Origin of the sequence: Kitasatospora sp. MAP12-44 (assembly GCF_029892095.1) — a bacterium.
Classification (GTDB): domain Bacteria; phylum Actinomycetota; class Actinomycetes; order Streptomycetales; family Streptomycetaceae; genus Kitasatospora.
In genome coordinates this window covers 4,152,506-4,173,997 of the sequence record NZ_JARZAE010000004.1, presented here as the reverse complement: position 1 = coordinate 4,173,997, position 21,492 = coordinate 4,152,506, and the positions used below count along the sequence as shown (strand labels likewise).

The 21,492-nt window shown below is 71.8% G+C and carries 20 protein-coding genes and 1 pseudogene; 7 read left to right on the top strand and 14 right to left on the bottom strand.

Features of this window, described 5'->3' with window-relative positions:
• Positions 1 to 103: 103 nt before the first annotated feature.
• Both P3T34_RS19455 and P3T34_RS19450 read left to right on the top strand, forming a co-directional pair.
• The gene (locus P3T34_RS19455; protein WP_280667307.1) at positions 104 to 1,330 is read left to right on the top strand and encodes an SPFH domain-containing protein; all 1,227 of its coding nucleotides are present in this window, start codon (positions 104 to 106) and stop codon (positions 1,328 to 1,330) included.
• Positions 1,327 to 2,259: a C40 family peptidase gene (locus P3T34_RS19450; protein ID WP_280667306.1), complete on the top strand. Its 933-nt coding sequence runs from the start codon at positions 1,327 to 1,329 to the stop codon at positions 2,257 to 2,259. Before P3T34_RS19455 ends, P3T34_RS19450 begins: the two co-directional genes overlap by 4 nt.
• A gap of 70 nt (positions 2,260 to 2,329) precedes the next feature.
• On the opposite strand, the gene P3T34_RS19445 is transcribed toward P3T34_RS19450, so the two are convergent.
• Entirely contained in the window at positions 2,330 to 3,298 is a 969-nt protein-coding gene (locus P3T34_RS19445; RefSeq protein WP_280672223.1) for an aldo/keto reductase, read from the bottom strand.
• 134 nt (positions 3,299 to 3,432) lie between these two features.
• Here P3T34_RS19445 and P3T34_RS19440 point away from each other — a divergent pair, with 134 nt between their 5' ends.
• On the top strand, positions 3,433 to 3,621 hold the full coding sequence (locus tag P3T34_RS19440) for a hypothetical protein (protein ID WP_280667305.1): 189 nt from the start codon (positions 3,433 to 3,435) through the stop codon (positions 3,619 to 3,621).
• Between the two features lie 34 nt (positions 3,622 to 3,655).
• Here P3T34_RS19440 and P3T34_RS19435 read toward each other — a convergent pair whose 3' ends face one another.
• From P3T34_RS19435 to P3T34_RS19400, 8 genes and pseudogenes are all read right to left on the bottom strand, one after another.
• On the bottom strand, positions 3,656 to 4,537 hold the full coding sequence (locus P3T34_RS19435) for an endo alpha-1,4 polygalactosaminidase (RefSeq protein WP_280667304.1): 882 nt from the start codon (positions 4,535 to 4,537) through the stop codon (positions 3,656 to 3,658).
• On the bottom strand, positions 4,534 to 5,235 hold the full coding sequence (locus P3T34_RS19430; RefSeq protein ID WP_280667303.1) for a spherulation-specific family 4 protein: 702 nt from the start codon (positions 5,233 to 5,235) through the stop codon (positions 4,534 to 4,536). Before P3T34_RS19430 ends, P3T34_RS19435 begins: the two co-directional genes overlap by 4 nt.
• The gene (locus P3T34_RS19425) at positions 5,235 to 6,134 is read right to left on the bottom strand and encodes an NAD(P)-dependent oxidoreductase (RefSeq protein ID WP_280667302.1); all 900 of its coding nucleotides are present in this window, start codon (positions 6,132 to 6,134) and stop codon (positions 5,235 to 5,237) included. The genes P3T34_RS19430 and P3T34_RS19425 overlap by 1 nt, the downstream gene beginning before the upstream one ends.
• A gap of 104 nt (positions 6,135 to 6,238) precedes the next feature.
• Positions 6,239 to 6,949 (bottom strand): annotated as a pseudogene (locus P3T34_RS19420) (sugar phosphate nucleotidyltransferase); the annotation flags it as partial.
• Positions 6,950 to 7,074: 125 nt separating this feature from the next.
• Entirely contained in the window at positions 7,075 to 8,067 is a 993-nt protein-coding gene (locus P3T34_RS19415) for an SDR family NAD(P)-dependent oxidoreductase (RefSeq protein WP_280667300.1), read from the bottom strand.
• A gap of 37 nt (positions 8,068 to 8,104) precedes the next feature.
• Entirely contained in the window at positions 8,105 to 9,619 is a 1,515-nt protein-coding gene (locus P3T34_RS19410; RefSeq protein WP_280667299.1) for a hypothetical protein, read from the bottom strand.
• Positions 9,616 to 11,151, bottom strand: coding sequence for a GT4 family glycosyltransferase PelF (gene pelF / locus P3T34_RS19405; RefSeq protein WP_280667298.1), 1,536 nt, complete (start codon positions 11,149 to 11,151; stop codon positions 9,616 to 9,618). Before pelF ends, P3T34_RS19410 begins: the two co-directional genes overlap by 4 nt.
• Before the next feature lie 85 nt (positions 11,152 to 11,236).
• A complete protein-coding gene (locus P3T34_RS19400; protein WP_280667297.1) occupies positions 11,237 to 13,453 on the bottom strand; it encodes a hypothetical protein in 2,217 nt (738 codons plus the stop codon).
• 449 nt (positions 13,454 to 13,902) lie between these two features.
• Here P3T34_RS19400 and P3T34_RS19395 point away from each other — a divergent pair, with 449 nt between their 5' ends.
• Positions 13,903 to 14,811: a tyrosine-protein phosphatase gene (locus tag P3T34_RS19395; RefSeq protein ID WP_280667296.1), complete on the top strand. Its 909-nt coding sequence runs from the start codon at positions 13,903 to 13,905 to the stop codon at positions 14,809 to 14,811.
• Positions 14,812 to 14,837: 26 nt separating this feature from the next.
• Here P3T34_RS19395 and P3T34_RS19390 read toward each other — a convergent pair whose 3' ends face one another.
• From P3T34_RS19390 to P3T34_RS19375, 4 genes are all read right to left on the bottom strand, one after another.
• Entirely contained in the window at positions 14,838 to 15,761 is a 924-nt protein-coding gene (locus P3T34_RS19390) for an RNA polymerase sigma factor SigF (RefSeq protein ID WP_280667295.1), read from the bottom strand.
• A 191-nt stretch (positions 15,762 to 15,952) separates the two neighbouring features.
• A complete protein-coding gene (locus P3T34_RS19385) occupies positions 15,953 to 16,813 on the bottom strand; it encodes an RNA polymerase sigma factor SigF (RefSeq protein WP_280667294.1) in 861 nt (286 codons plus the stop codon).
• A 289-nt stretch (positions 16,814 to 17,102) separates the two neighbouring features.
• A complete protein-coding gene (locus P3T34_RS19380) occupies positions 17,103 to 17,396 on the bottom strand; it encodes a Dabb family protein (protein WP_280667293.1) in 294 nt (97 codons plus the stop codon).
• Between the two features lie 99 nt (positions 17,397 to 17,495).
• On the bottom strand, positions 17,496 to 17,660 hold the full coding sequence (locus tag P3T34_RS19375) for a hypothetical protein (protein WP_280667292.1): 165 nt from the start codon (positions 17,658 to 17,660) through the stop codon (positions 17,496 to 17,498).
• A gap of 793 nt (positions 17,661 to 18,453) precedes the next feature.
• Here P3T34_RS19375 and P3T34_RS19370 point away from each other — a divergent pair.
• The 3 genes from P3T34_RS19370 (at position 18,454) to P3T34_RS19360 (ending at position 20,950) form a co-directional block, all read left to right on the top strand.
• The gene (locus tag P3T34_RS19370) at positions 18,454 to 18,609 is read left to right on the top strand and encodes a hypothetical protein (RefSeq protein WP_280667291.1); all 156 of its coding nucleotides are present in this window, start codon (positions 18,454 to 18,456) and stop codon (positions 18,607 to 18,609) included.
• Positions 18,610 to 18,614: 5 nt separating this feature from the next.
• On the top strand, positions 18,615 to 20,216 hold the full coding sequence (locus P3T34_RS19365) for a class I adenylate-forming enzyme family protein (RefSeq protein ID WP_280667290.1): 1,602 nt from the start codon (positions 18,615 to 18,617) through the stop codon (positions 20,214 to 20,216).
• 266 nt (positions 20,217 to 20,482) lie between these two features.
• Positions 20,483 to 20,950: an FAD-dependent oxidoreductase gene (locus P3T34_RS19360; protein WP_280672221.1), complete on the top strand. Its 468-nt coding sequence runs from the start codon at positions 20,483 to 20,485 to the stop codon at positions 20,948 to 20,950.
• 31 nt (positions 20,951 to 20,981) lie between these two features.
• Here P3T34_RS19360 and P3T34_RS19355 read toward each other — a convergent pair whose 3' ends face one another.
• Complete coding sequence (locus tag P3T34_RS19355) at positions 20,982 to 21,287, bottom strand: hypothetical protein (RefSeq protein WP_280667289.1); 306 nt, start codon at positions 21,285 to 21,287, stop codon at positions 20,982 to 20,984.
• Positions 21,288 to 21,492: the final 205 nt, after the last annotated feature.

Genomic DNA, 21,492 nt, shown 5'->3' with positions numbered 1-21,492 from the left:
TTCGTCAGCTTTGCGTCGGCGCGCCGCGCCCCAAATGTCGCATATACGGATTTATGTACTTAGCCTGACAGTTGCGTGACACACCAACCCAGAGGATCCGCGCATGGACGCCCCCGCTGACACTCCACCCCGCACCCCGACCAACCCCCGGCCGGAGCCGGTGCGGACCCCGGTCGGGGCGACCTCGATGCTCAAGGCGCTGCCAACCGCGATCGTCGCGGCCACGGCCACGGCCACGGCGACCGCTCCGCCGCCGATCCGAACGGGTGAAAAGGCGGCGACGTATCCACAGCCTGTGGACACCCGCACGGAGATCGGCGCCCGCCGTCCGCCGCGGGCCGATCCGGAACTCCGCGAGCGCGGCGCCGTCGCTCTGCCGGGGTGGATCGCGCTGCTCGCCCTGCTGCTCGGCGCGGCCTCCATCATCCTCGTGCTCGGCCGGGTCGGACTGATCCCGCACTTCGCCGAAGCCATCCCCGACCTCCGCTCGGACGAGGTGCGGCAGGCCGGCGGACCCGTCGTCACCACTCGCGCGCTCGCGGCCGTGACGGTGACCGGGCTGGCCTGCCTGATCGCACTGGCGGGGCTGATCGCCAACGCGGGCGGCGACACCCGGGTGCTCACCCGATGGGGCCGCTACCGCGGCACGGTCCGGCGCACCGGGCTGCTCTGGGTGAATCCGCTGCTGCACCGCCGTCGGGTCGATGTCCGGCTGCGGCACTGGCGCAGCGAGCCCGTCCAGGTCACCGACCGCACCGGGCAGCCGATTGTCGTCCGGTTGCTGGTGGTCTGGCGGATCAAGGACACCGCACGGGCGCTGTTCGCGGTCGCCGACCACGAGGACTACCTGCGCGAGCAGATCCACGCCGTCCTCACCCGCACCGCCAGCATGCTGCCGTGCGACAGCAACGCCGGTCCCGGCCCGGCGCTGCGGGACGGGCAGTGGTTCGCCGACGAGCTCACCCGTGCCCTCGTCGCCGAGGCGGCCCCGGCCGGGCTCGAGGTCTACTCGGTGCAGCCGCAGGCGCTCGACTACGCCCCCGAGGTGGCCGAGTCGATGCGCCGGCGCCGGCTCGCCGACCTCGACGCGGGCTTGCGCACGGTGCTGGTGGACGACGCGGTGGAGGCGGCCGTGCTGGCCGTCCGGCGCCTGGAGCGCGCCACCACGCACGAGTTGGACCAGGCGGCGCGCAGTGCCCTGATGGAGCAGCTGCTGGTCGCGTTCGTCGCCCCGGCCGGGGTGCCCAGTGCGATGCCCGGCACGGTACCGGCTCCCGCCGCCCGGCCGACCGTCAAGAACGGGACCCGCAAGGAAGGAAACCGAGCATGAGAATAGCCACCGACCCTGCCCTGATCGGCTTCGAGGAGCGCCGGGGCGACTCGGCGCCCCCGCTCGGCTGCCGCTGCCTGCACTGCGTCGCGCAGCACAGCGGCCGGCGCTCCGGCCCGTCGGCGCGGGCGGCGCGCGGGCCGCAGCTCGCTCGCACCGTCCGCGGCGCCTGCCTCGCCACCACGGTGCTGGCCGGCGCCGGAGTGGTCGGGCTCGGCCTCGGTGCCGCGCCGGCGGGTGCCGTGCCGGCGCCGAGCCGGGCCGGGTGGGACGGGTCGAAGTACTGGTTCCGGAGTGCCGGCGGCGAGTGGCGCTACACCCGCCACTACGACGTGTATCTCAGTCGGACCGCCGGAGCCGCCGGATCCGCCAGTACCTCCGGCGGCTCCGACGCGGAGAACAGCGGGATACAGCAGGGGTGGGACGGGTCCAGGTACTGGTTCCAGAACGCGGGCGGGGAGTGGCGGTACACCGCGCACTACGACGTGTACCTGAGCCGGACCAGCGGCGGCAGCTCCGAGCAGGAGGCGCCGGCGGGCGGTGATACCGGAAGCGACAGCAGCAGCGGCACCGAGACCGCCGTCGACTACGCGCTGGCCCAGCTCGGCAAGCCCTACGTCTGGGGCGGCGACGGGCCGGAAGGCTACGACTGCTCGGGCCTGGTGCAGCAGGCCTACGAGCGGGCCGGCATCGACCTGCCGCGGGTGGCCGACGACCAGTACGTGGCGACCACCCCGATCAGCTCGGGTGAACTGCGGCGCGGGGATCTCCTCTTCTGGTCCGACAGCAGCCGCGCCTCCGGCATCCACCACGTGGCGATCTACCTGGGCGGCGGCAGCTATGTGGAGGCCCCGCGCCCCGGGCGCACCGTTCGGATATCCACTCTCAGCCGCTCCTACTACCCGACCCATCTGGGCCGTCCGAGCTGAGCGGAGCGCGGAGTAGCGCCGGGTCCGTCCACAGCCTGTGGACGGACCCGGCGCTTCGCTCGGAGCCGGCTCAGGCCGAGGCGGCGTCCAGCAGGGCCAGCTGCTCGGCCGTCAGCTCCAGCGTGGCGCCGGTCAGCAGCGCGGGCAGCTGCTCGACGGTGCGGGCGCTGGCGATCGGGGCGGCCACCGTCGGCTGCGCGCGCAGCCAGGCCAGCGCGACGCTGGCGACCTCGACGCCGTGGGCCGCCGCGACGGTGTCCAGCGCCGCCAGCACCCGCGGGCCGCGCGGGTCCGCCAGGTGCTTGCCGGCGCCCTCGGCCCGCGCGCTCTGCACGGCCGGGCCGCCGGGCCGGTACTTGCCGGTCAGGAAGCCCGAGGCCAGCGCGAAGTACGGCACGGCGGACAGCCGACGCTCGGCGGCGACCGCGGCCGGCTCGCCCTCGTAGGTGGCGCGCGAGACCAGGTTGTAGTGCGGCTGGAGGGCTATGTACCTGGCCAGGCCCTCGCGGTCGGAGAAGTCCAGCGAGGCCGTCAACCGCTCGGGGCTGATGTTGGAGGCGGCGATCTCGCGGACCTTGCCCTCCTTCACCAGGGCGTCCAGGGTGCTGATGATCTCGGAGACCGGCGTGTCGAGGTCGTCGAAGTGGGTGTAGAGCAGGTCGATCCGCTCGACGCCGAGGCGCCCGAGCGACTGCTCGACGGCGGCCCTGATGGTGTCGGCCTTCAGGCCCTTGGCCGCCGGGTGGTTGCCGATCTTGGTGGCAACCACGATCGCGTCGTGGTGGCCGCGCGAGCGCAGCCAGTTGCCGATGATGGTCTCCGACTCGCCGCCCTGGTTGCCCGGGGCCCAGGCCGAGTACATGTCGGCGGTGTCGACGAAGTTGCCGCCGGCGGCGGCGTAGGCGTCCAGGACGGCGAAGGACTGGGCCTCGTCGGCGGTCCAGCCGAAGACGTTCCCGCCGAGGGCGAGCGGGAAGACGGTGAGGTCGGAGGTGCCGAGCGTCACACTTCGGCTGGTGTCACGGTGGTTGTCGGTCATGAACGGGGCCAACCAGTCGCGGGTGTGGGGCATTCCGCCTTGGGCGGCGGACGCCCGCCCGGGACGCGCCGGTGTCACCCCGAGGAGGGTCCGGGGTGTTCCGCGCGGTCCGAAGTTCGTTAGAGTCCCATGCCATGGCTGAGAACAACTATGAAGACCCCGCCGGCAGCACCCAGATGTTCCGCGCCTTCGTGGAAACCCCGGCACCGCAGGCCCCCGGCAACGTCTCCGTGCACCGCAGCGGCAACCGCACCGGCGTGATCGCCGTGGTGGCGGTCGTGGCCGTGCTGGTCGTCGCCGCGGTCGTCTGGCTCGCGGTCTAGCGACCCCGGGAGCGCGGGCGCCCGGCGCGGGCCGTCAACACGGCTCGCGCCAGGCGTCCAACTCCAGGTGCTTCTCCATGGAGCTCAACTGGAGCTGGTCGGACTGCGCGCAGTACTTCGAGTTCGGCACGTTGTACTCGACGTGCAGGACCGCCTTGCCCTCCTTGATGAAGGGCGTGAGCTGGTCGCACTCCTGGAACTCGGCGCACTGCTCGTCGATCGAGAAGTCGAAGGTGTCGACCAGGGCGGGGACCTGGGCGACGTCGTTCTTCAGGGCGACGCTCAGGCCGGCCTGGTGGGCGATCTCGGCGATCATCCGGTTGTACGTCAGCTGGTCGGCGGCGGTGACCGGGAAGCCGGATTTGTTGGCGTAGGCCTCCAGCAGGTCGGGCTCGATCGCGTCGAAGCCCTTGGCCTTGCACATGTCGAAGCGCTGGGTGAGCAGCGGGCGCAGCACGGCGAGTTGGCGGATGTCGAACCACTTCTCGCCCTTCCACCCGTCACCGGAGCCCAGCACGGACTTGGGGAACGCGGCGGCGTCGGGGCGGAAGTCCTCCCAGGAGCCGGCGTTGATGTAGCAGATCACCTTGCGGCCCTTGGCGTGCAGGGCGGCGACCACCGAGGCGTCGTTCTCGAAACCGTCGATGTCGTAGACCGGGACGTTGACCGACTGGTCGACGGTGCCGCTGAGTTGCCACTGCCAGGCGGTGCCGGGGGCGGGGTGCCAGAACGCCTGCGGGGTGCCCGGGGTGCCCGGGGTGCCCGGGGGGCTGGCGGGGGCCGCGGTGGTGGGGGAACTGCTCGCGTCGTCGCCACCGCCACCGTCGTCGCTCCCGCCGTCACTGCTGCAGGAGGTGACGAACAGTGCGGTGGACAGGGCCAGGGCGGCCAGTAGCGCAGAGGTGCGGCGCGTCACGGGGTAGCACTCCAGATGTCGGCGGTCGGCGCCAGCCCGTACGGCGTGCCGGCCCAGGGGTTGGCGCCGCCCATGGCCACCGCGCAGCCCGAACCGGCACGGCGCGAGGCGAACAGCGCGCCGGCCGCGCCGGCCCGCTCCGAGGGTACGTCGTAGACCAGGTGGCAGAACCGACTGGCCGGGTGATGGCCCGTCCAGAGGGGCAGCACAAGCGCGTCGTAGTCGGTCCAGCTGCCCTCGAACGTGACCAGCAGGTCGCTGAGTTCGGGTTCGGCGTAGGCGGGCTCGGGGTGCACGCCGTGGCCCAGCACGACCGTTGTGCAGCCCGCCGCACGGGAGGCGGTGGCGAGCCGCCGGTAGTGCGCCACGGCTTCGGCGTGGCTGGCGGCCTGGTCGAAGTAGACCCCGGTGACGCCGTACCACTGACGGTAGTTCAGCAGCTCGGCGACCACCTCGGCGTGCGGGCGGCGGCCGTAGGCGGTGTCCACGTAGCCGAGCACGGTGATTCCGGCCGCGTGCAGTCGGTCCGCGGCCTGCTCGAAGGCGGGGTCGGGGGCCGGGCCCGGGCCGTCGGCGATGTTCAGCACGACGGCCCGCACCGCGGCGGGCCCCGCGGCCGCGACCGCCTGCCAGGCCGCCGGGTCCACCGCGGGGTGGACGTACAGCGGCACCAGCAGACGGGATTCGGTGACGGTCATCAAGCAGCGGTCTCCGTGCCGGCTGTCTGCCAGAGGTCGCGCAGAGTGTCCGGCAGTGAGATGGCGGGCTGCCACCCCAGTGCCTTCTCGGCCGCCGAGATGTCGGCCTGCGACCAGGAGACGGCGGCCGAGCGCTGCGAGCCGGCCCCGCTCTCGTTGATCCGGCCGGTGAAGCCGGACGCCGCGACCAGGCCCTCGGCGATCGCCCGGACCGGCTGGGCCCGTCCGCCGGCGATGTTGAGGATCCGCGGCAGCGGCCCGTCGGCGGTCACCGCCAGGGCGACCGCGCGCGCGACGTCCCGGGGGTCGACGAAGTCCCGATACGCGGAGAGGTCACCGACGGTGACCGCTCCGCCGTCGGTGAGCGCCTTCGCCAACTCGCCCGCCAGCCGCCCCGGCAGGGAGGCCGCCGGGGAGCCGGGGCCGACCGGGTTGAAGACCCGCAGCACCACCGCGTCCAGTGCGGACTCGGCCACCGCCAGGCTGCCGGCCAGCTTGGTCACGCCGTAGATCCCGCCAGGACGCGGCTCGCAGCTCTCGGTCAGCGAGGTGTCGCGTTCGCACGCGCCGTACTCGCCGGCCGAGCCGAGGTGCACCAACCGGGCTGTGGGAGCCGCCAGTTGGAGCGCCTCGCAGAGCAGCGCCGGACCGCGCGCGTTCACCTCGGCCTGGTGCAGCGCACTACCGGCCACCGCCCCGGCGCAGTTGACCACCACGTCGGGTGCCAGCTCGGCCAGGTCGGCGGCGAAGCCGGCCAGTTGGGCCGTCTTCAGGTCGACCCGCAGATCGTGCGTCTCCCGGCGCCCGCCGGTGGCCAACTCGGCCTGCGGCAGGGCCCGCAGGGCGGTGGCGATGTGCCGGCCGAGGAAGCCGTCCGCGCCCAGCAGCAGGATCCTCATGCGGCCCGCCCGTCCGAGGCGGCCGGGGAGGTGTCGCCGCCGACCGGGCCGGCGTCGAGGGTGAGCGCCGCGCGCACCGCGTGCAGGCCCTCGCCGATCGGCGTGGCCTCCCGCAGCAGCAGTGAACGGCGGTCGGCGAACTCGGCGTTGGCCCGGTCGTAGTCGTCGGGGCGGCCGATGTCCAGCCAGTAGCCGTCGAACTCGTAGGCCGACGGCGGGGTTTGCGCCTTCAGCAGGTCGAGTACCAGGTCGTCGAAGCCGAGCGGCAGTCCGGGCGTGTAGGCGGTCAGCGCGGAGCGCGAGACGCCGTAGACGCCCATCGACACCCGGTAGTCCATGCTGGGCTTCTCGTGGAAGCCCGTGATGCTGCCGTCCTCGGTGGTCAGCACCCCGAAGTCGATCTTGACCTGGCGTGCGTAGGTGGCGATGGTGAGCGGTGCGCCGGACGCCTCGTGGTGCTTGAGGATCCCGGAGAAGTCCAGGTCGGTGAGGATGTCACCGTTCATCACCAGGAAGTTCTCGGGCAGTCGGTCGAGCATCGTGAGCAGCGGGCCCATGGTGCCCAGGGGAGTGTCCTCGACTGCGTAGCCGACCCGTAGCCCCCACTGCGAACCGTTGCCGACGTAGGCGCGGATGATGTGGCCGAGGTGGCCGATGGCGAGCGTCACCGTCTTGAAGCCCGCGCTGGCCAGTTGGCGCATCACGATCTCGAGGATGGCGTGCTGGTCGCCGATCGGGACCAGCGGCTTGGGAAGCGCTGTGGTGTACGGCCGAAGCCGAACTCCCTTGCCGCCGGCCAGAATCACTGCGTGCATGTGGTTCCCCCACAGGTTGAACGAAGGAGACGAGCGGATGTGGTGCGAGCACGGCCGGAGGGGCAGGTACCGGCCGTGGCACTGTGCTCCAGGAGCCGGGCGGGCCGGTGGGGCCCGCGGGCGGCTCAGACGTTGTAGATGTCGGTCTTGTAGCGGGCCAGGTTGCTCGGGTCGCGGAAGAAGGCGATGGTCTGCTCCAGGCCCTCCTCCAGCGAGTGCGCGGGCGCCCAACCGGTCGCCGTGCGCAGCCGGGTGGCATCCGCGACCAGGCGCATCACCTCGGAGTTGGCGGGGCGGATGCGCTGCTCGTCCTCCTTGACGGTGACGTCCACGCCCATCAGCTTGCCGACCAGGGTGACCAGGTCGCCGACCGAGATCTCGCCGCCGGTACCGGCGTTGAAGGTGCGTCCGACCACGGTCTCGGCCGCCGCGGTGCCCACTGTGTGGAAGGCGTTCGCGGTGTCCTTGACGAACATGAAGTCGCGGGTCGGGCGCAGGTCGCCCAGGGTGATCTCCCGCTCACCGGCAGCGAGTTGGGCGATCACGGTGGGGATCACGGCGCGCATCGACTGACGCGGGCCGAAGGTGTTGAACGGGCGCAGGGTCACCACCGGGGTGCCGAAGCTGGCGTGGTAGCTGTCCGCGAGGCGGTCCCCGCCGGCCTTCGAAGCCGCGTACGGGGACTGGGTGTTGATCGGGTGGTCCTCGCTGATCGGCACGGTCTGTGCCGTTCCGTAGGTCTCACTGGTCGACGTGTGCACCATACGCGGGATGTCGAGGTGCCGGACCGCTTCCAGCACGTTCAACGTACCGGTCACATTGGTCTCGATGTACGAGTGCGGGGCCTGGTACGAGTACGGGATGGCGATCAGCGCGGCCAGGTGGTAGACCGCCTCGGTGCCCTTGACCAGCCCGTTCACCGATCCGGGGTCACGCACGTCGCCCAGCACGATCTCCACGGAGCCGAGCGTGTCCCGGTCCAGCGTCTCCAGCCAGCCGAACGAGGAGAACGAGTTGTACTGGACCATCGCCCGGACGCGGTGGCCGTGGCCGACCAGCCGCTCGACCAGGTGGGAACCGATGAATCCTTCGGCCCCGGTGACTGCGACAGTACTCATGACGTGGAATGCCCTATCTCTGTGGTGTGACGGAAAGTCAGCGGTGCGTGGTGGTGCGCCCGAGGACGACCGTGGCGAGCAGGAAGAGGAGTACGGCGGCTGCTCCGCAGCCGTACAGCTGCACCTGCAACGGATCGGCCCCGGTGAACAGGGTGGCCGACTCGAAGACGGCCGCGGCGGCGCAGAGCCCGGCGGTCCGCCAGCTCAGGCCGAGCGCCTGCAGCAGCAGCGCCGTCCAGAGCGTGGCGGCCAGCAGCAGCAGCGCCCCCAGCCGGGGTACGTCGAGCAGCGCGGTGTGCGGCCACAGCCGGGTGGCCGCCAGGTCCAGCGCGCCGACCATGGCCAGGTAGCCGAGCAGGCAGCCGGTCAGCACCATGACGGTCCGCCGTCGGAAGGCGCCGGGGCTGTGGCTGGTGCGCAGCGCGGCGGTGGCCAGGCTGCGGTACCGGTAGAGCAGCCATTCGGCCAGGCCGAGGCTGAGCGTGAGCGCGACCATCGCCGCCCCCGTGCCGCCGCCGGCCGCGGGTGGCACGGTCGGGCGCACGGCGTGGTGCAGCGTCGCTCCGAGTCCCGCCACCAGCGTCAGCGTGCCGACCGCAAGCCCGAACAGGCCGGCCGCCGCGATCTCGTGCCCGGCCGGCTTGGAACTGCCGGTGACCGGCTCGCTGCGCAGGCAGCCGACCACCTGCCGGCAGGCCAGGCCGACCGCGCCGGCCAGCGTGGCCAGCAGGATCGAGACCCGCACCGCGGTCGGCAGCGGGACGGCCAGCACCAGGCCCGCGCCGGCCACCGAAGGCGCCAACGCGGCCAGCAGCAACCGTTCCTGGCCGAGCACCAAGAGGACGGTCGCGGCCCCCAGGTACACCGACTGACCGCCGGTGAACCAGAGCGCCGACCGCGGCCCGCCCAGCAGGTAGCCGGCCGTGGCGGCCGCCAGCGCGCCCGCCGGTGCGCCCAGCGCCAGTGCCCGGCCTGCCGAGCGCCGGTCGAGCCGGCTCAGCCAGCCGTACGCGCGGTGCGCCAGCGCCTGGTTCCACGCCCAGCTCAGCAGGGTGGCCGCGGCCATCGCCGCCATCCCCGAGGGCATGCCGAAGCGCATCCGGTGCGCGGCGAACAGGTCGGCGCCGAGCAGGTAGCCGAGGCCCGGCAGCGCGAAGACCAGGCCACGCAGCGCGCAGCGCCACGGGTCGACCCGCCACGGGTCGACGGCCGCCGGCGGCGGCCCCGGGTAGCGGCGGCCGACCTTGGCGAAGAGCTCCTCGGCCAGTGTGAAGGCGTCTGGCCGACCGTAGTTGAGCGCGGCCTGCTCGTCCGTCAGACCGTCCGACTCCAGGAACGCGGCGATCTCGTACGGGTGCACCGCGTCGGCGCAGATGTCGGCCAGCCGCTCGGCCAGTTCGTCGATCGGGTCGGGTGAGAGCTCGGACGCGGCGGTCGGCGGCTGCTCCAGGCGCGGTCGTCTGCGCGGGCGCGGCAGCGTGCGCAGCTGCACGGTCTCCTCGGCCCAGCCGGGGGTGCCCTCGTCGGGGACCAGCCGCAGCGGGCCGCTCATCGGGCCTCCCGCTCCCACCAGCCGAAGCCCACTTCGGGCTCCGGCTGCGGGCCGAGCGCCGGGACCGGCGCCGGGACGGCCTGCGCGAACGGGTCGACGGCGACCACGGTGTTCGCCAACCAGCGCTGCTCGCCCAGCAGTTCGGTGTAGATGCCGCGGAACCCGTCGATGTTCTGCCGCAGCGTGAACTGCTCGATGACCCGCAGCCGGGCCTGCTCGCCCATGACGGCCCGGCGCTGCGGGTCGCGCAGCAGCTCCAGGGCGGCTCGGGCCATCGGCTCGGGTTCGCGCGGCGGCACCACCAGACCGGTGTCGCCGACCGCCTCGCGCACGCCGCCGACGTCGGTGGAGACGGTCGCCCGCCCCGAGGACATCGCCTCGATCAGGGTGAAGGGGAAGCCTTCGCTGATGCTGCTGAGCATCACCACGTTGCCGGCCGCGTAGGCGTCCTGGATGTCCTCCACGCGCCCCTCGAAGACCACCGAGTCGCCGAGCCCGAGCTCCGCCGCCAGCGCGATGCAGCCGTCCCGGTAGCCCTCGGCGCCGCGCGCGGTGCCGCCGAACATCCGCAGTCGGGCGTCCGGCAGCTCCGCCCTGACCAGTGCGAACGCGCGGATCAGGGTCTCCAGGTCCTTGATCGGGTCGACCCGGCCGGCCCAGCTCAGGGTGGGGGTCCCGGGCTCGGCGCCGGCGGCCGGGAAGAGGTCGGGGTCCACGCCGTTGTAGACGGTGCGGATGTTGTCCGAGGGGGTGCCGCCGCGCTCCTCCCAGCGCCGGTTGTACCGGTTGCCGGGGGTGACCAGCGCGGCGCGCGAGTAGCTCTCCTCGGCGAGCATCCGGTAGAAGCCGAGCAGCAGCGCCTTGACCGGCCAGCGGTAGGGCCCGGTCCGGTAGCCGAGGTAGCGCTCTCTGAGGTAGATGCCGTGCTCGGTGAGCAGGAACGGCACCGCGAACTGCTGGGCCGCTATCAACCCGGGCAGCGCCGCCAGTCCACCGCTGACCGCGTGCGCGACCCCGTCGCTGGGCGGCTCGACGGACAGCGGGCGCAGCGCGTGCTCCAGCAGGTCGGTGGCGTGCAGCGCGTCGTGCAGGGTGGGCCGGGAGGCGGCGGTCGGCAGGTAGGCACGGGTCCAGACGTGCTGCAGGGTCTTCAGGGCGGGCTCGCTGCGCAGCGCCGCGCTGAGCAGGCCGCGCCGCGCGAAGTCCGCGAAGCCGTACAGCTCGGTGCCGAAGTGGGTGGTGTAGACCGGGTCGAGGATGGCGTGCAGGAAGCGCTCGTACGCGTCGAGGAAGTGCCGCAGGGCGCGGCCGCGGGGCGGTTTGCGGTCGTCCGCGGGGCCCCAGAGCGGGGCGGGGGTGACGCTGCGGACGTTCGCTGGCAGCTCCCAGGCGAGGCCCTCGGTGCCGGTGCCGGTCACCGCGATGATGTCGAAGTCCACATCGGGCATGCCCTGGACCAGTTGGTCGCACCAGACGCTGACGCCGCCGTGCGAGTGCGGATACGTCCCCTCGGTGAGCAGGGTGACGCGCATCCTGCTTCCCTCCCCTGTTGCTGCTTGCTGTGGTGCGGACCCCGGCCGGCGGCGGTGTGGGCCGCCGGCCGGAGCTCGTTACTTGTTACTTGCCGGTGTTCGGGACCAGGGACTTGCCCTTGGTCCGCTTGGTGTCGCCGGGGCTGACCGGAACGGCCTTGGTCACGCCCTGCGGCACGACCGTCTTCGGCGCCGCCGAGTCGACCTTGACCGACTTCGCCTTGACCACGGCCGCACCGGTGGGGGTGTTCGCCGCGCTCAGGGTGAGGGTGACCGCGCCCTGGAAGGGACCCGGAGCGACCCAGCCGGAGAGCGTGCCGGCGTACGCCGAGCCGAACGCGGTGCTGCCGAGCATCAGCTTCTGCGTGGTGCCGGTCGGCATGGTGGCCTCGACCTGCACGCCCGAGGGCGTGCTGACCGTGACGGTGTTGCCGATCCGGTAGCCGGTCACCTGGCCGTTGGAGACGGCCGTGGCCCAGGCGGAACGGTTCTGCAGCTCGCTGCCGATGCTGCTCTCGCTCATGCTCACCAGCGGGGTGTTGCTGTTGTACAGCCCCTTGTAGGTGTTCAGGATGCTGTTGAGGACCGGGTACGCGATCTGGCCCTCGGCGAAGTTGGACTGGTGGATGAAGTGCGGCCGCGGGTCGTTGTTGAGCGCCTGCCCGAGGTCGATCTTGGTCTCGGTGGGCACGATGTACGACGTGTAGCCGGTGTTCTCGTCCAGCGGGGCCGGCAGGCAGGTGGAGTTGCCCGAGGTCTGGCACAGGCCGCTGCCGCCGTTGGCCGTGCTGTTGTAGATCCAGTTGTACTCGTCGGTCTCCTCGACGGCGGTGGCCGCGTTGTAGAAGACGTTCATCGGGTACCGCGGGACCGTCAGCGTCGGGCTGCCGGTGATCGGGCGCTGGTTGAACTCGCGCGAGGCGTCGCTGCCGGTCCACTGGATGCCCGCCGCGGTGAGCGCCGGGGCCAGGTTCGGGTTGTCGGTCGGCTGCTGCGGCAGCGTGACCAGGCCCGAGTGCTCACCGGTGATCAGCTCGGTCGGGTTGATCTTGAGACCCTCCTGCTGGGCCCAGGTGATGTTCTCCTGGATCTCGCTCTGGATGGTGGCCTCGTCGACCCAGAGGGTGTTCCCGCCGGCGTCGGTCTGGCACTTCCACGGCACCACGGTGACGTTCTGCTGGCAGCCGAGGAAGGGGTGGTCCCAGGTGTGGTTGATGAACCGGAACGACGACTGGTCGGCCAGGAACTTCGTCAGCAGCGGGTCGGTCGTTGTGTTGTTCTCCGACTCCCAGTCCGCGCTGCCGCCGCCGTTGAAGGCGAAGTCGACGGTGAAGTTGTTGGCCTTCTCCCACGCGACCAGGGTGTCGACGTCCGAAGGCGTCATCCGGATCGGGTTGAGGTCCGGGCTGGTGTTCGGCGGGCAGGTGACGTCGCCCGGCGTGCACTTGAGGGTCGTGCTCCACCTGTCGTCCGAGAGGAAGAGGTCGTCGACGTGGACCTCGAAGTAGTTGCGGTCGTAGCCGAGGTGGACACCCTGGGTGACCCAGTCGACCATGCCGCGGGCCAGCAGCCGGAACTGCTGCTGGTACTGGTTGTAGACGAAGGTGACGACCAGTTCCTTGCGGTTGTCGTGGGCGTACTCGCCCACCAGCGAACCGCGCGAGGTGGTGCCCGGGATCGGCGCGTCCACCAGGGGTGTGAACGAGGCGCCGGCTGGCAGGGTGGTCAGCGGCGTGGCCAGGTAGCCGTAGCTGGTGCTGATGGCGGGGTTGGGCTGCTCGAACGGGACGCTGCCCGTGAGGTAGCCGAACGGTCCGGCGGTGCCGGCGGCCGTGACAGCACCCTGGGTGCCGTCCAGGCTGCCTATGTACCCGGGGTTCTGCGCCCAGTTGAGACCGACGTCGGGCCGCGCGTAGGTGTACGCGTCGATCTGCCGGATGCCGAACGTCGCCTCGTACGTGGCGAGCGCGGTCATCTCGGCCGAGCCGGTGCCGAAGGGGTTGTCGTTGGGCAGCACGACGCCCTCGAACTTCGCCCGGGGGGCGCCGTTCAGGGTGTCGCTGAGGAAGGCGGCGTTGATCGTCGGACGGTTCGGGTCCGAGAGCTTCACCGTGGTGTACGGGGTGCCCTCACTCGTCAGTTCCGCGGCGATGGCGGCGGTGGCCGGGCCACCGTCGTCCACCAGCAGAACTGCGAGGTCGATGCGGTTCTGAGCCGCGGCGTGCGCGGTTGTGGTCTGCAGACCGGCTGCCAGCAGACCTGCTGCCGCGCAGGCGGCAGCACGACGGGTCGCTTGACCCATAGTTCGGTGTTCCTCCCCTGAGCAGGGCAGACGACCCCGCTCGCCCACCCCGAATGATCACTTGAGTCCCCCGTGCCGCACGGAAATGGCTGCGGTTCACTTGCGACCATGGTGGGGCAGAAATACTTGGCCATGCCGCCAAACGGGTGAGGGGACCGTGAATCTGTCACATATGTTCACGTCGGCGCCATGTTAGGCACCAACTGTGAGTTGCGGAAGACTTAACTGAGCAGGGATTTGCAAGTCCATGACAGCTTCTCCTCGACAAGGCGTGCCACCTGCGGGTATATGACGTGCACAGTGTCAAGAGTGCCGTCACCTTGTGAAGGCGTCCCATCGGACGTACAGGTTCGTAGTCTTGTCTGGTTGAAGCGTCTGAAAGGGGGTGTTCAGAGTGGGTGGCCCCCCCTTTGTTCCGCTCCGTTGTTCGATATTTTAGGAGAACCACTGTGACGCAGCAGTCCATCACGGACAACGTCCAACCGGTAGCACGAACCCTCGGATTGCGCGGAGCGGTCAACGCCCGGGATCTCGGCGGCTACCGCACGGCGCAGGGGCGGCTGGTGCGCCACGGCGTGGCGCTGCGCAGCGACGGCCTGAACCGGCTGGGCGACGAGGACATGGAGCTGCTCGCCACGCTGGGCCTGCGTCAGATCGTCGACCTGCGCAGCCTGGACGAGGTCCGCGAGGCCGGTCCTGACCGGGTGCCAGGACTGCCGGTGGCCGACATCGCGGCCGCCGAGCTCTCCGCCGAGCCAGTCACCGTGCGGCGCACCACACCGGACGGCATCACCCTGCACCACCTGCCGCTGTTCGCCGCGGACTTCGACATCTACGTCGCGCTGCGTGACGCGCTGGCCGACCGCGACCCGGTCAAGCAGCAGGACCTGCTCGGCGATGGCAAGGCCGCCGAGATGATGATCGGCCTCTACCGCTGGTTCATCACCGACCCGCTGGCCCGCGAGCGCTTCGCCACCGTGCTGCGCCTGCTGGCCGCGCCCGACGGTCCGCCGCTGCTCTTCCACTGCACGGCGGGCAAGGACCGCACCGGCTGGACGGCGGCGCTGCTGCTCACCGCTCTCGGGGTCGAGCGCGAGACCGTCTTCGAGGACTACCTGCTGACCAACACCCGCTCGGGCGCGCTGATCGAGCAGATCGTCGACAGCTTCGGCACCCGTGGGCTGATGCAGGAGCCCAAGCTGCTGCTGCCGCTCTTCCGCGCCGACCGCCGCTACCTGGAGGCGGCGTTCACCGAGGTGGCGGCCGGCTGGTCGTCCTTCGAGGACTTCTGGCAGACCGGCCTGGGCCTGGACGACACCGTGCTGGCCGGCCTGCGCGAGAACCTGCTGGAGGACTGAGCGCGCGCCCGGTCAGGCCTTGCTGCTCAGGCCTCGCTGATCAGGCCCTCGCGGAGCTGGGTGAGGGTCTTGGTCAGCAGCCGCGAGACGTGCATCTGGGAGATGCCGATCTCCTCGCCGATCTGCGACTGGGTCAGGTTGCCGAAGAAGCGCAGCATGATGATCCGGCGCTCGCGCGGGGGGAGCTTGGCGAGCAGCGGCTTGAGCGACTCGCGGTACTCCACCCCCTCCAGGGCGAGATCCTCGTAGCCGAGGCGCTCGGCGAGCGGGCCGTCGCCGTCCTCCTCGCCGGGGCTGGAGTCGAGCGAGCTCGCGGTGTAGGCGTTGCCGACGGCCAGGCCCTCGACCACGTCCTCCTCGCTGACGCCCAGGCACACCGCCAGCTCGGCGACGGTGGGCGAGCGGTCCAGGCGCTGGGACAGCTCGTCGCCGGCCTTGGTGAGCGCCAGCCGCAGCTCCTGCAGGCGCCGGGGCACCCGGACCGACCAGCTGGTGTCGCGGAAGAAGCGCTTGATCTCGCCCACCACGGTCGGCATCGCGAAGGTCGGGAACTCCACCCCGCGCTCCGGGTCGAACCGGTCGATCGCCTTGATCAGGCCGATCGTGCCGACCTGGACGATGTCCTCCATCGGCTCGTTGCGGCTGCGGAACCGCGCGGAGGCGTACCGGACCAGCGGCAGGTTGAGCTCGATCAGGGTGTCGCGGACGTAGGTGTGCTCGTCGCTGCCGGCGCTCAGGGTGGCCAGCCGACGGAACAGCGAGCGGGACAGCGTGCGGGTGTCCAGGCCGGGCCCGAGGGCCGGCTGCTGGCGCGGCGCCGGGAGCTGCAGCACGGGCTCGGCGGGGGCGGTGGGCGCGACGGCTTCGCCTGCCGGGGCCTGCTCCTGCGGAGCGTGCTCGGCGACCGCCGTGCTGCCGTGGATCTCTGCGCTGCCCAGCTCTGCGGACATGCACCCACCCCCTCGTCACTGATTCAACGGGCTCCGCCGTGCGGCGGTTCCCCGGTGCGCGCCGAGTCGCCGACGCCCCCCACCGCTTGATTACCGGATCACAGTCCCCGGCAAACCCGAACGTCGCAAGATGTCACGCGCCGGTAGCACGCAGCAATGTCCGCCGCGCGGCCGCTCGGCGTCCACTTCCCTTACTCCTCCCAGGAGTTGCCGGTCCGCAGCCGGGTCAGGATGCGGGCCAGCAGACGTGACACATGCATCTGGGACATGCCGAGCTCGGTGCTGATCTGGGACTGCGTCAGATTGGCGAAGAAGCGCAGCATGACGATCCGTCGCTCGCGCTCGGGCAGCTGCACCAGCAGGTGCCGCACCATGTCGCGGTGCTCGACGTCGGTGAGCGCCGAGTCCTCGTAGCCCAGCCGGTCCAGCAGCGCCAGGCCGCCCTCGTGCTCCTGGGCGGCCTCCAGCGAGGCGGCGCTGTAGGCGCGCCCGGCGTCCAGGCAGGCCCGGACGTCCTCCTCGGGGATCCGCAGGTTGGCGGCGATCTCCGGCACCTTGGGGGTGCGGCCGTGGGTCACCGTCAGCTCCTCCATGGCGCCGCTGACCTGCACCCAGAGCTCCTGGAGCCGGCGCGGCACATGCATGGTGCGGACGTTGTCGCGGAAGTAGCGCTTGATCTCGCCGAGGATGGTCGGCAGCGCGTACGTCGGGAACTGCACGCCGCGGTGCGGGTCGAACCGGTCGATCGCGTTGATCAGGCCGATCGTGCCGACCTGGACGACGTCCTCCATCGGCTCGTTGCGGCTGCGGAACCGGGTGGCCGCGTAGCGCACCAGCGGGATGTTGACCTCGATCAGGGCGGCCCGCACCTGCTCGCGCTCGGGTGCGTCCGGTGGCAGCTCGGCGAGGCGCTCGAAGAGCACCCGGGTGAGCGTGCGGACGTCGATCGGACGCCCCGGCTGCCCGCCGGCGTTGTCGGCGTCCTCCTCCTCGACCACGGCGCCCGAGTCGGCGGCCCCGGCACCGGCCGGTCCGCTCGTCGTACTGCTCATGCCGGCGTCCGGCGTATCGTCCTGGATCCGCACGGACGTGTCATCCTCCCTCGGTCCACCACCCTGTCGTGCCCGGCGAAATCGGTCATAGCATCACAAGACGGGCACAGGTCCTTCAAGTACCCGGTGGAGGCGTGTTGGCGGCGGGGGTGGTGCCGGGACGGCCAGTCGGACGAGTGGGGCCGGGCGCGGCGCGGCCCCCCGGTCCCGCGGGCGACTGCGGGGCAGTCGGCAGCGGGGCGGGGGGCCGTTGGGTCGTGCGGGTGCGATCTACGGGCCGGAGCCGGGATCAGACCTCGAAGTCGGCGACCACGAGAGTGGCGATCTCCCGCCACTGCTTGGCCACCGCGACATGCGCCGGATGGGTGGCGTACGCCGCCAGGGCGGCCTCGTCGGCGAGCAGGCTGTTGAGCGCGAAGTCGTAGGCGACGTCGCGCGGGCTGATGTTCCAGCCGATCTGCCACTCCAACAGCTCGGGGATCTGCTGGTCGAGGCCCACGAAGCCCTCGGCGGCGGCGATCGCGCGCTCGTCGTCCTTGGCGATGCCTTCGTTGAGCTTGAACAGGACCAGGTGCCGGATCACGGTGGCGCTCCTAGTGGTGGGGAGGGTGACGGACCCCGCCACGGTAGTCCGCGGCCGCCGTCGAGCGCGCAGCCGTCCAGCAGCTGATCGAGGAGGCGGTTATTTGACCAGCCCGGTCATGAACGCCCCCACCGACTTCGCGGCCTCCGAGATGCCCACGAAGCCCGACTGGACCAGCTCCGCCGCGCGTGCGGGGGAGTGGATGATCGTGTAACCCACGAAAATCAGCAGCACGTACATGCCGATCTTCCTCGCCTGTGCCATCGAACCGCCCTGCTTCCTCCGCCGTACCCTGTTGCCCCATGTGGTGGGCAGCTTATCCACCGGATGGCCCAACGGATGTCTGCAACGCGTTCACCTGCCGGGACGAAGGTCCCCGGGAGTCGGGTCCTTCTCCGGATGCCGTGCCCCGACCTGCGCGGCAGGATGGAGGGCGTACCGAGGATCTGGCAGGAATCCCCGGTGCGTGGATCCGGAGCTCCCCGCTGTGGGATCGGTGCCGCGGCTTCCCCCCGACGCGGTGCCGATTGTGGGACGTCTCCGCCGGGGGAGCGGCCTCCTCCCCCCGAGGCCGCTCCCCCCACCATTCGTTCACTACGTGAAGCGGACCGCGGCCTCCGACACGAGGCCCAGCTCCTCCCCGGTCACCGGTTCTCCCGTGCTGACCAGCTCGTGCACTTCGCCGGGGAGCCGGCTTGCTCCGCCGCGCGGGTGAAGAGCATTCCCCGTCCGGGTGATGTCCGTGCCCCGGCGAATGGCCGATCCGGACGGTTCGTGGACGATGAGATCCCTTGGCGCGCAAGGGCAGCCGCAGGGTGAGGCCATCGCAACCATCGCGACATCGAGAGTGATCAACTGGCTTCTCGTTGTGATCAACTAGCCCCGAGTTCGGGCAACGACGAGGCCAAGTCCACCGCCCGCTCCACGGGTGTCTACGACCTCACCTTCCAGTAAGCCACCGGTAGTTCCAGGCGGTCTCGCCGGTCCTCTACTCCGTGCACGGCCACCGACCGGCTTGACGACCCGTCCCGCTCTGACCGGAGGAACCCGAACTCCCTTGAACACCACCGCCGCCACCGGCCTGCTCAACGGACCGCGGACGACCCCGAGCACTGCCCGCCCCGCCCCGTCCGACTACGGTGCGACCGCTCCAGAACTCGCCGTGCTGGCGCTGCTGTTGGGCGCCTGCCTGCCGAACGGCGGTGCCGCGTGAGAGTGTTGACCAGGACCAAGCCGCTCGACCTCGGCCCGCTCTTCGAGACCCTGGCCGAGCGCGGCTCGCCCACCGTCGTGCGCCTCAGCCGTCCGCTGGAGCTGGCCCCGGAGGCCGGCACCGAGTGGACCATCCCCCAACTCGCCGAGCTGGTACGGGAGACCTCGGCGCAGCTGGCCGCCGCCGGGGTCGCGCCCGGACACCGGGTCGCCGTCCACAAGCGCAACCACTGGGACTACGCACTGCTGGCCGCAGCCGCCGTGCGGATCGGCGCGGTGCCCGCGCTGATCTCCGGCCACCTCGGCCCGGTCAGCCTGCGCTCCCTGCTGCGCCGGCTGGAGCCGGCCCTGCTGGTGTCGGACCGCTACACGCTCGCCTTCGGCTCGTCCGGGCACGGCATCCGCACGCTCTGCCTGGACGGGCCCGCGCTCGGCGCCATCGACGCCGACTCGCTGCGTGGCGGCGCCGTCCCGCCCGTGCACCGGCGCCGCCACGACGAGCCGCTGGTGATCATCCACACCTCCGGCACCACCGGCCTGCCCAAACTGGTGGTCCACTCGACCAGCAGCCTGATCCGCAAGCTCACCGCCGCCGAGACCCGCGCGCTGCCGATCCTCTCGGTCCGCCGCGAGGACACCGTCGCCAGCGCGGTCTCCTTCTCGCACGGCCGCGCCGTCTCCTGGACCATCTCCGCGCTGTGGCGGATGCCGCGCACGGCCCTGCTGCTGGCGGACTCCGACCCCGAGCAGGCCGGCCGGCTGCTGCGCGCACACCGGCCCACGGTGCTGGAGGCGCTGCCCGCCAGCTACGTCCGCTGGCAGCGGATGGCGGCCGAGCCGGACAGCCCGTTCACCGATATGCGGGTCTTCATCAGCACCTTCGACGCGATGCACCCGCCCACCGTGCGCACCTTCCTGACCGCCTCGCGCCGCCGGCACCCGCTCTGGCTGCAGGGCTGGGGGCAGACCGAGACCGGCCCGCTCACCTTCCGCCTGCTCACCCGGCGGGCGATGGCCGAGCGCGACGGGCGCCACCCCACCACCCGCGACCTGGGCCGGCCGATCCCGGGCCGGGTCGGGCTGCGGGTGGTCCACCCGGAGACCTTCCGCCCGGTGCGCCGCGGCGAACCGGGCGTCATCCTCGCCCGCACCCCCGGCCGCTGCCTCGGCTACGAGGGGGAGCAGGAGCGCTGGGCGGCGAAGGCCAGCGGCCGCTGGTTCAACACCGGCGACATCGGGGTGCGCAGCCGCACCGGCCGGCTGCGGCTGCTGGACCGCGAGGTGGACATGATCCCCGGGCTGAGCTGCGTCGAGCTGGAGGACGTCCTGCACGAGCGGCTGCCCGACGTCGAGGAGGTCGTCGTGCTGGGCACCGGCCGTGAGGCGGGCGGCCACCGCCCGCCGCTGCCCGTCCTGGTCACCCGGGACGGCACGCTCGACCCGCGGCACTGGCAGCGCGCCGTCCACGACCTGCCGCCGCTGGCCGAGCCGCTGCTGATCGGCTGGGACGCGCTGCCGCGCACCGGCACCGGCAAGGTCCGCCGCCACGAGCTCCGCGACCGCTACCTCACGGGCGTCGCCGCCTCCGGCACCGGCCGGTGGACATGAGCGTGCCCGCCCTCGACGCCGCCGTGATCCGCGCCGGCCTCGCCCGCCTGGCCACCGCCCACCGGCCGCGGCAAGCCGCCCGGTCCGTCCAGCTCTTCGAGCCAGCGCCCCGAGTCGGCGGCCGGATGACGTCCAGCCTGCCGACGGCTACCGGATCGACGACGGTGCCGAGACCATCGCCGCCCACGGCTACCCCGCCACCTGGGAGCTGATCCGCGCGGTCGGCCTCGGCACCGCGGACGTCCTGCCGATCGCTCTACGACGCGCTGCTCCAACCGGTCGCGAGCTGCTTCTTCGGCTGGCACCCCGAACGCTCCGCGATCGACCCGATGGCCACCATGCTCGCCGCCACCGGCGGCCCCGGCGCCCGCTGGATGACGTACAGGGACGGCATGGACACCCTGGCCCGCCGCCTCGCGGACCGCCTCCCGGTCACCACCGGCGCCTGCCTCGCCGAGCTCACCGAGCAGCCAGGCGCCGTCCGCCTGCGCTTCGCGGACGGCCGTACCCTCACCGCGCGCCAGGCCGTCCTCGCCCTCCCCGCCGCCCTCGCGCTGCACCCCGCGATGCCCGCCGACGAGCGCCCCTTCCTCACCCGCCCACCCCGCCGCATCGACTACGCCGGTGACTGGCTCCCCCTCCACCCCAACAGCGAATCCGCCGCCCACTCCGCCACCCACCCCATCGACCGCCTCCTCGCTGACTCCACAACTCGTGTTCCTGCCGCCGCCTGACGATCAGACAGCTCCTCGGAACATGACGTCTTCAGTTGGTCGTATCAAACCTGACGAGATTCACACCCGCGCAGTGCTCCGCGCGTGGTCTGCCGATGCCCAGGGCGGTCCTGGCGGCGCGCATCGCGGCCCGGGCGCGGCCGGCCCCGTCGACGGTCGCCGCAGCACCGCCACCGACCGCGATCACCCGCGTGCCGTAACCGGCGCACGGTCGGCAGATGCCTGCCCGCGCCATCGGGGCATGGCACTTGGCGCACTCGTCGTAAGAGGGCTCGGCGGCGGGCTGCTCGGGGGTGTGGAGGGGCGGCATCTTGCGCTTCAGGCGGTTTCGGAGCATGCCGACCGGCGAGTGCACGGTCGTGGGAAGGCCAGACAGCAGGGCCTGAGCGAGCTCTGCCCAGGTGCAGGCGCGGCTCGGACTTGATCACCCTGAACAGGGTCAGTGCTGCCGATCGGTCCAGCTCGTCCGTTTGATGGCCCACCTCCCTCCCGGGTTCCTCTCTGGCCCCGGCAGCGGACGACGGCTCGTCAGCAACCCTGTT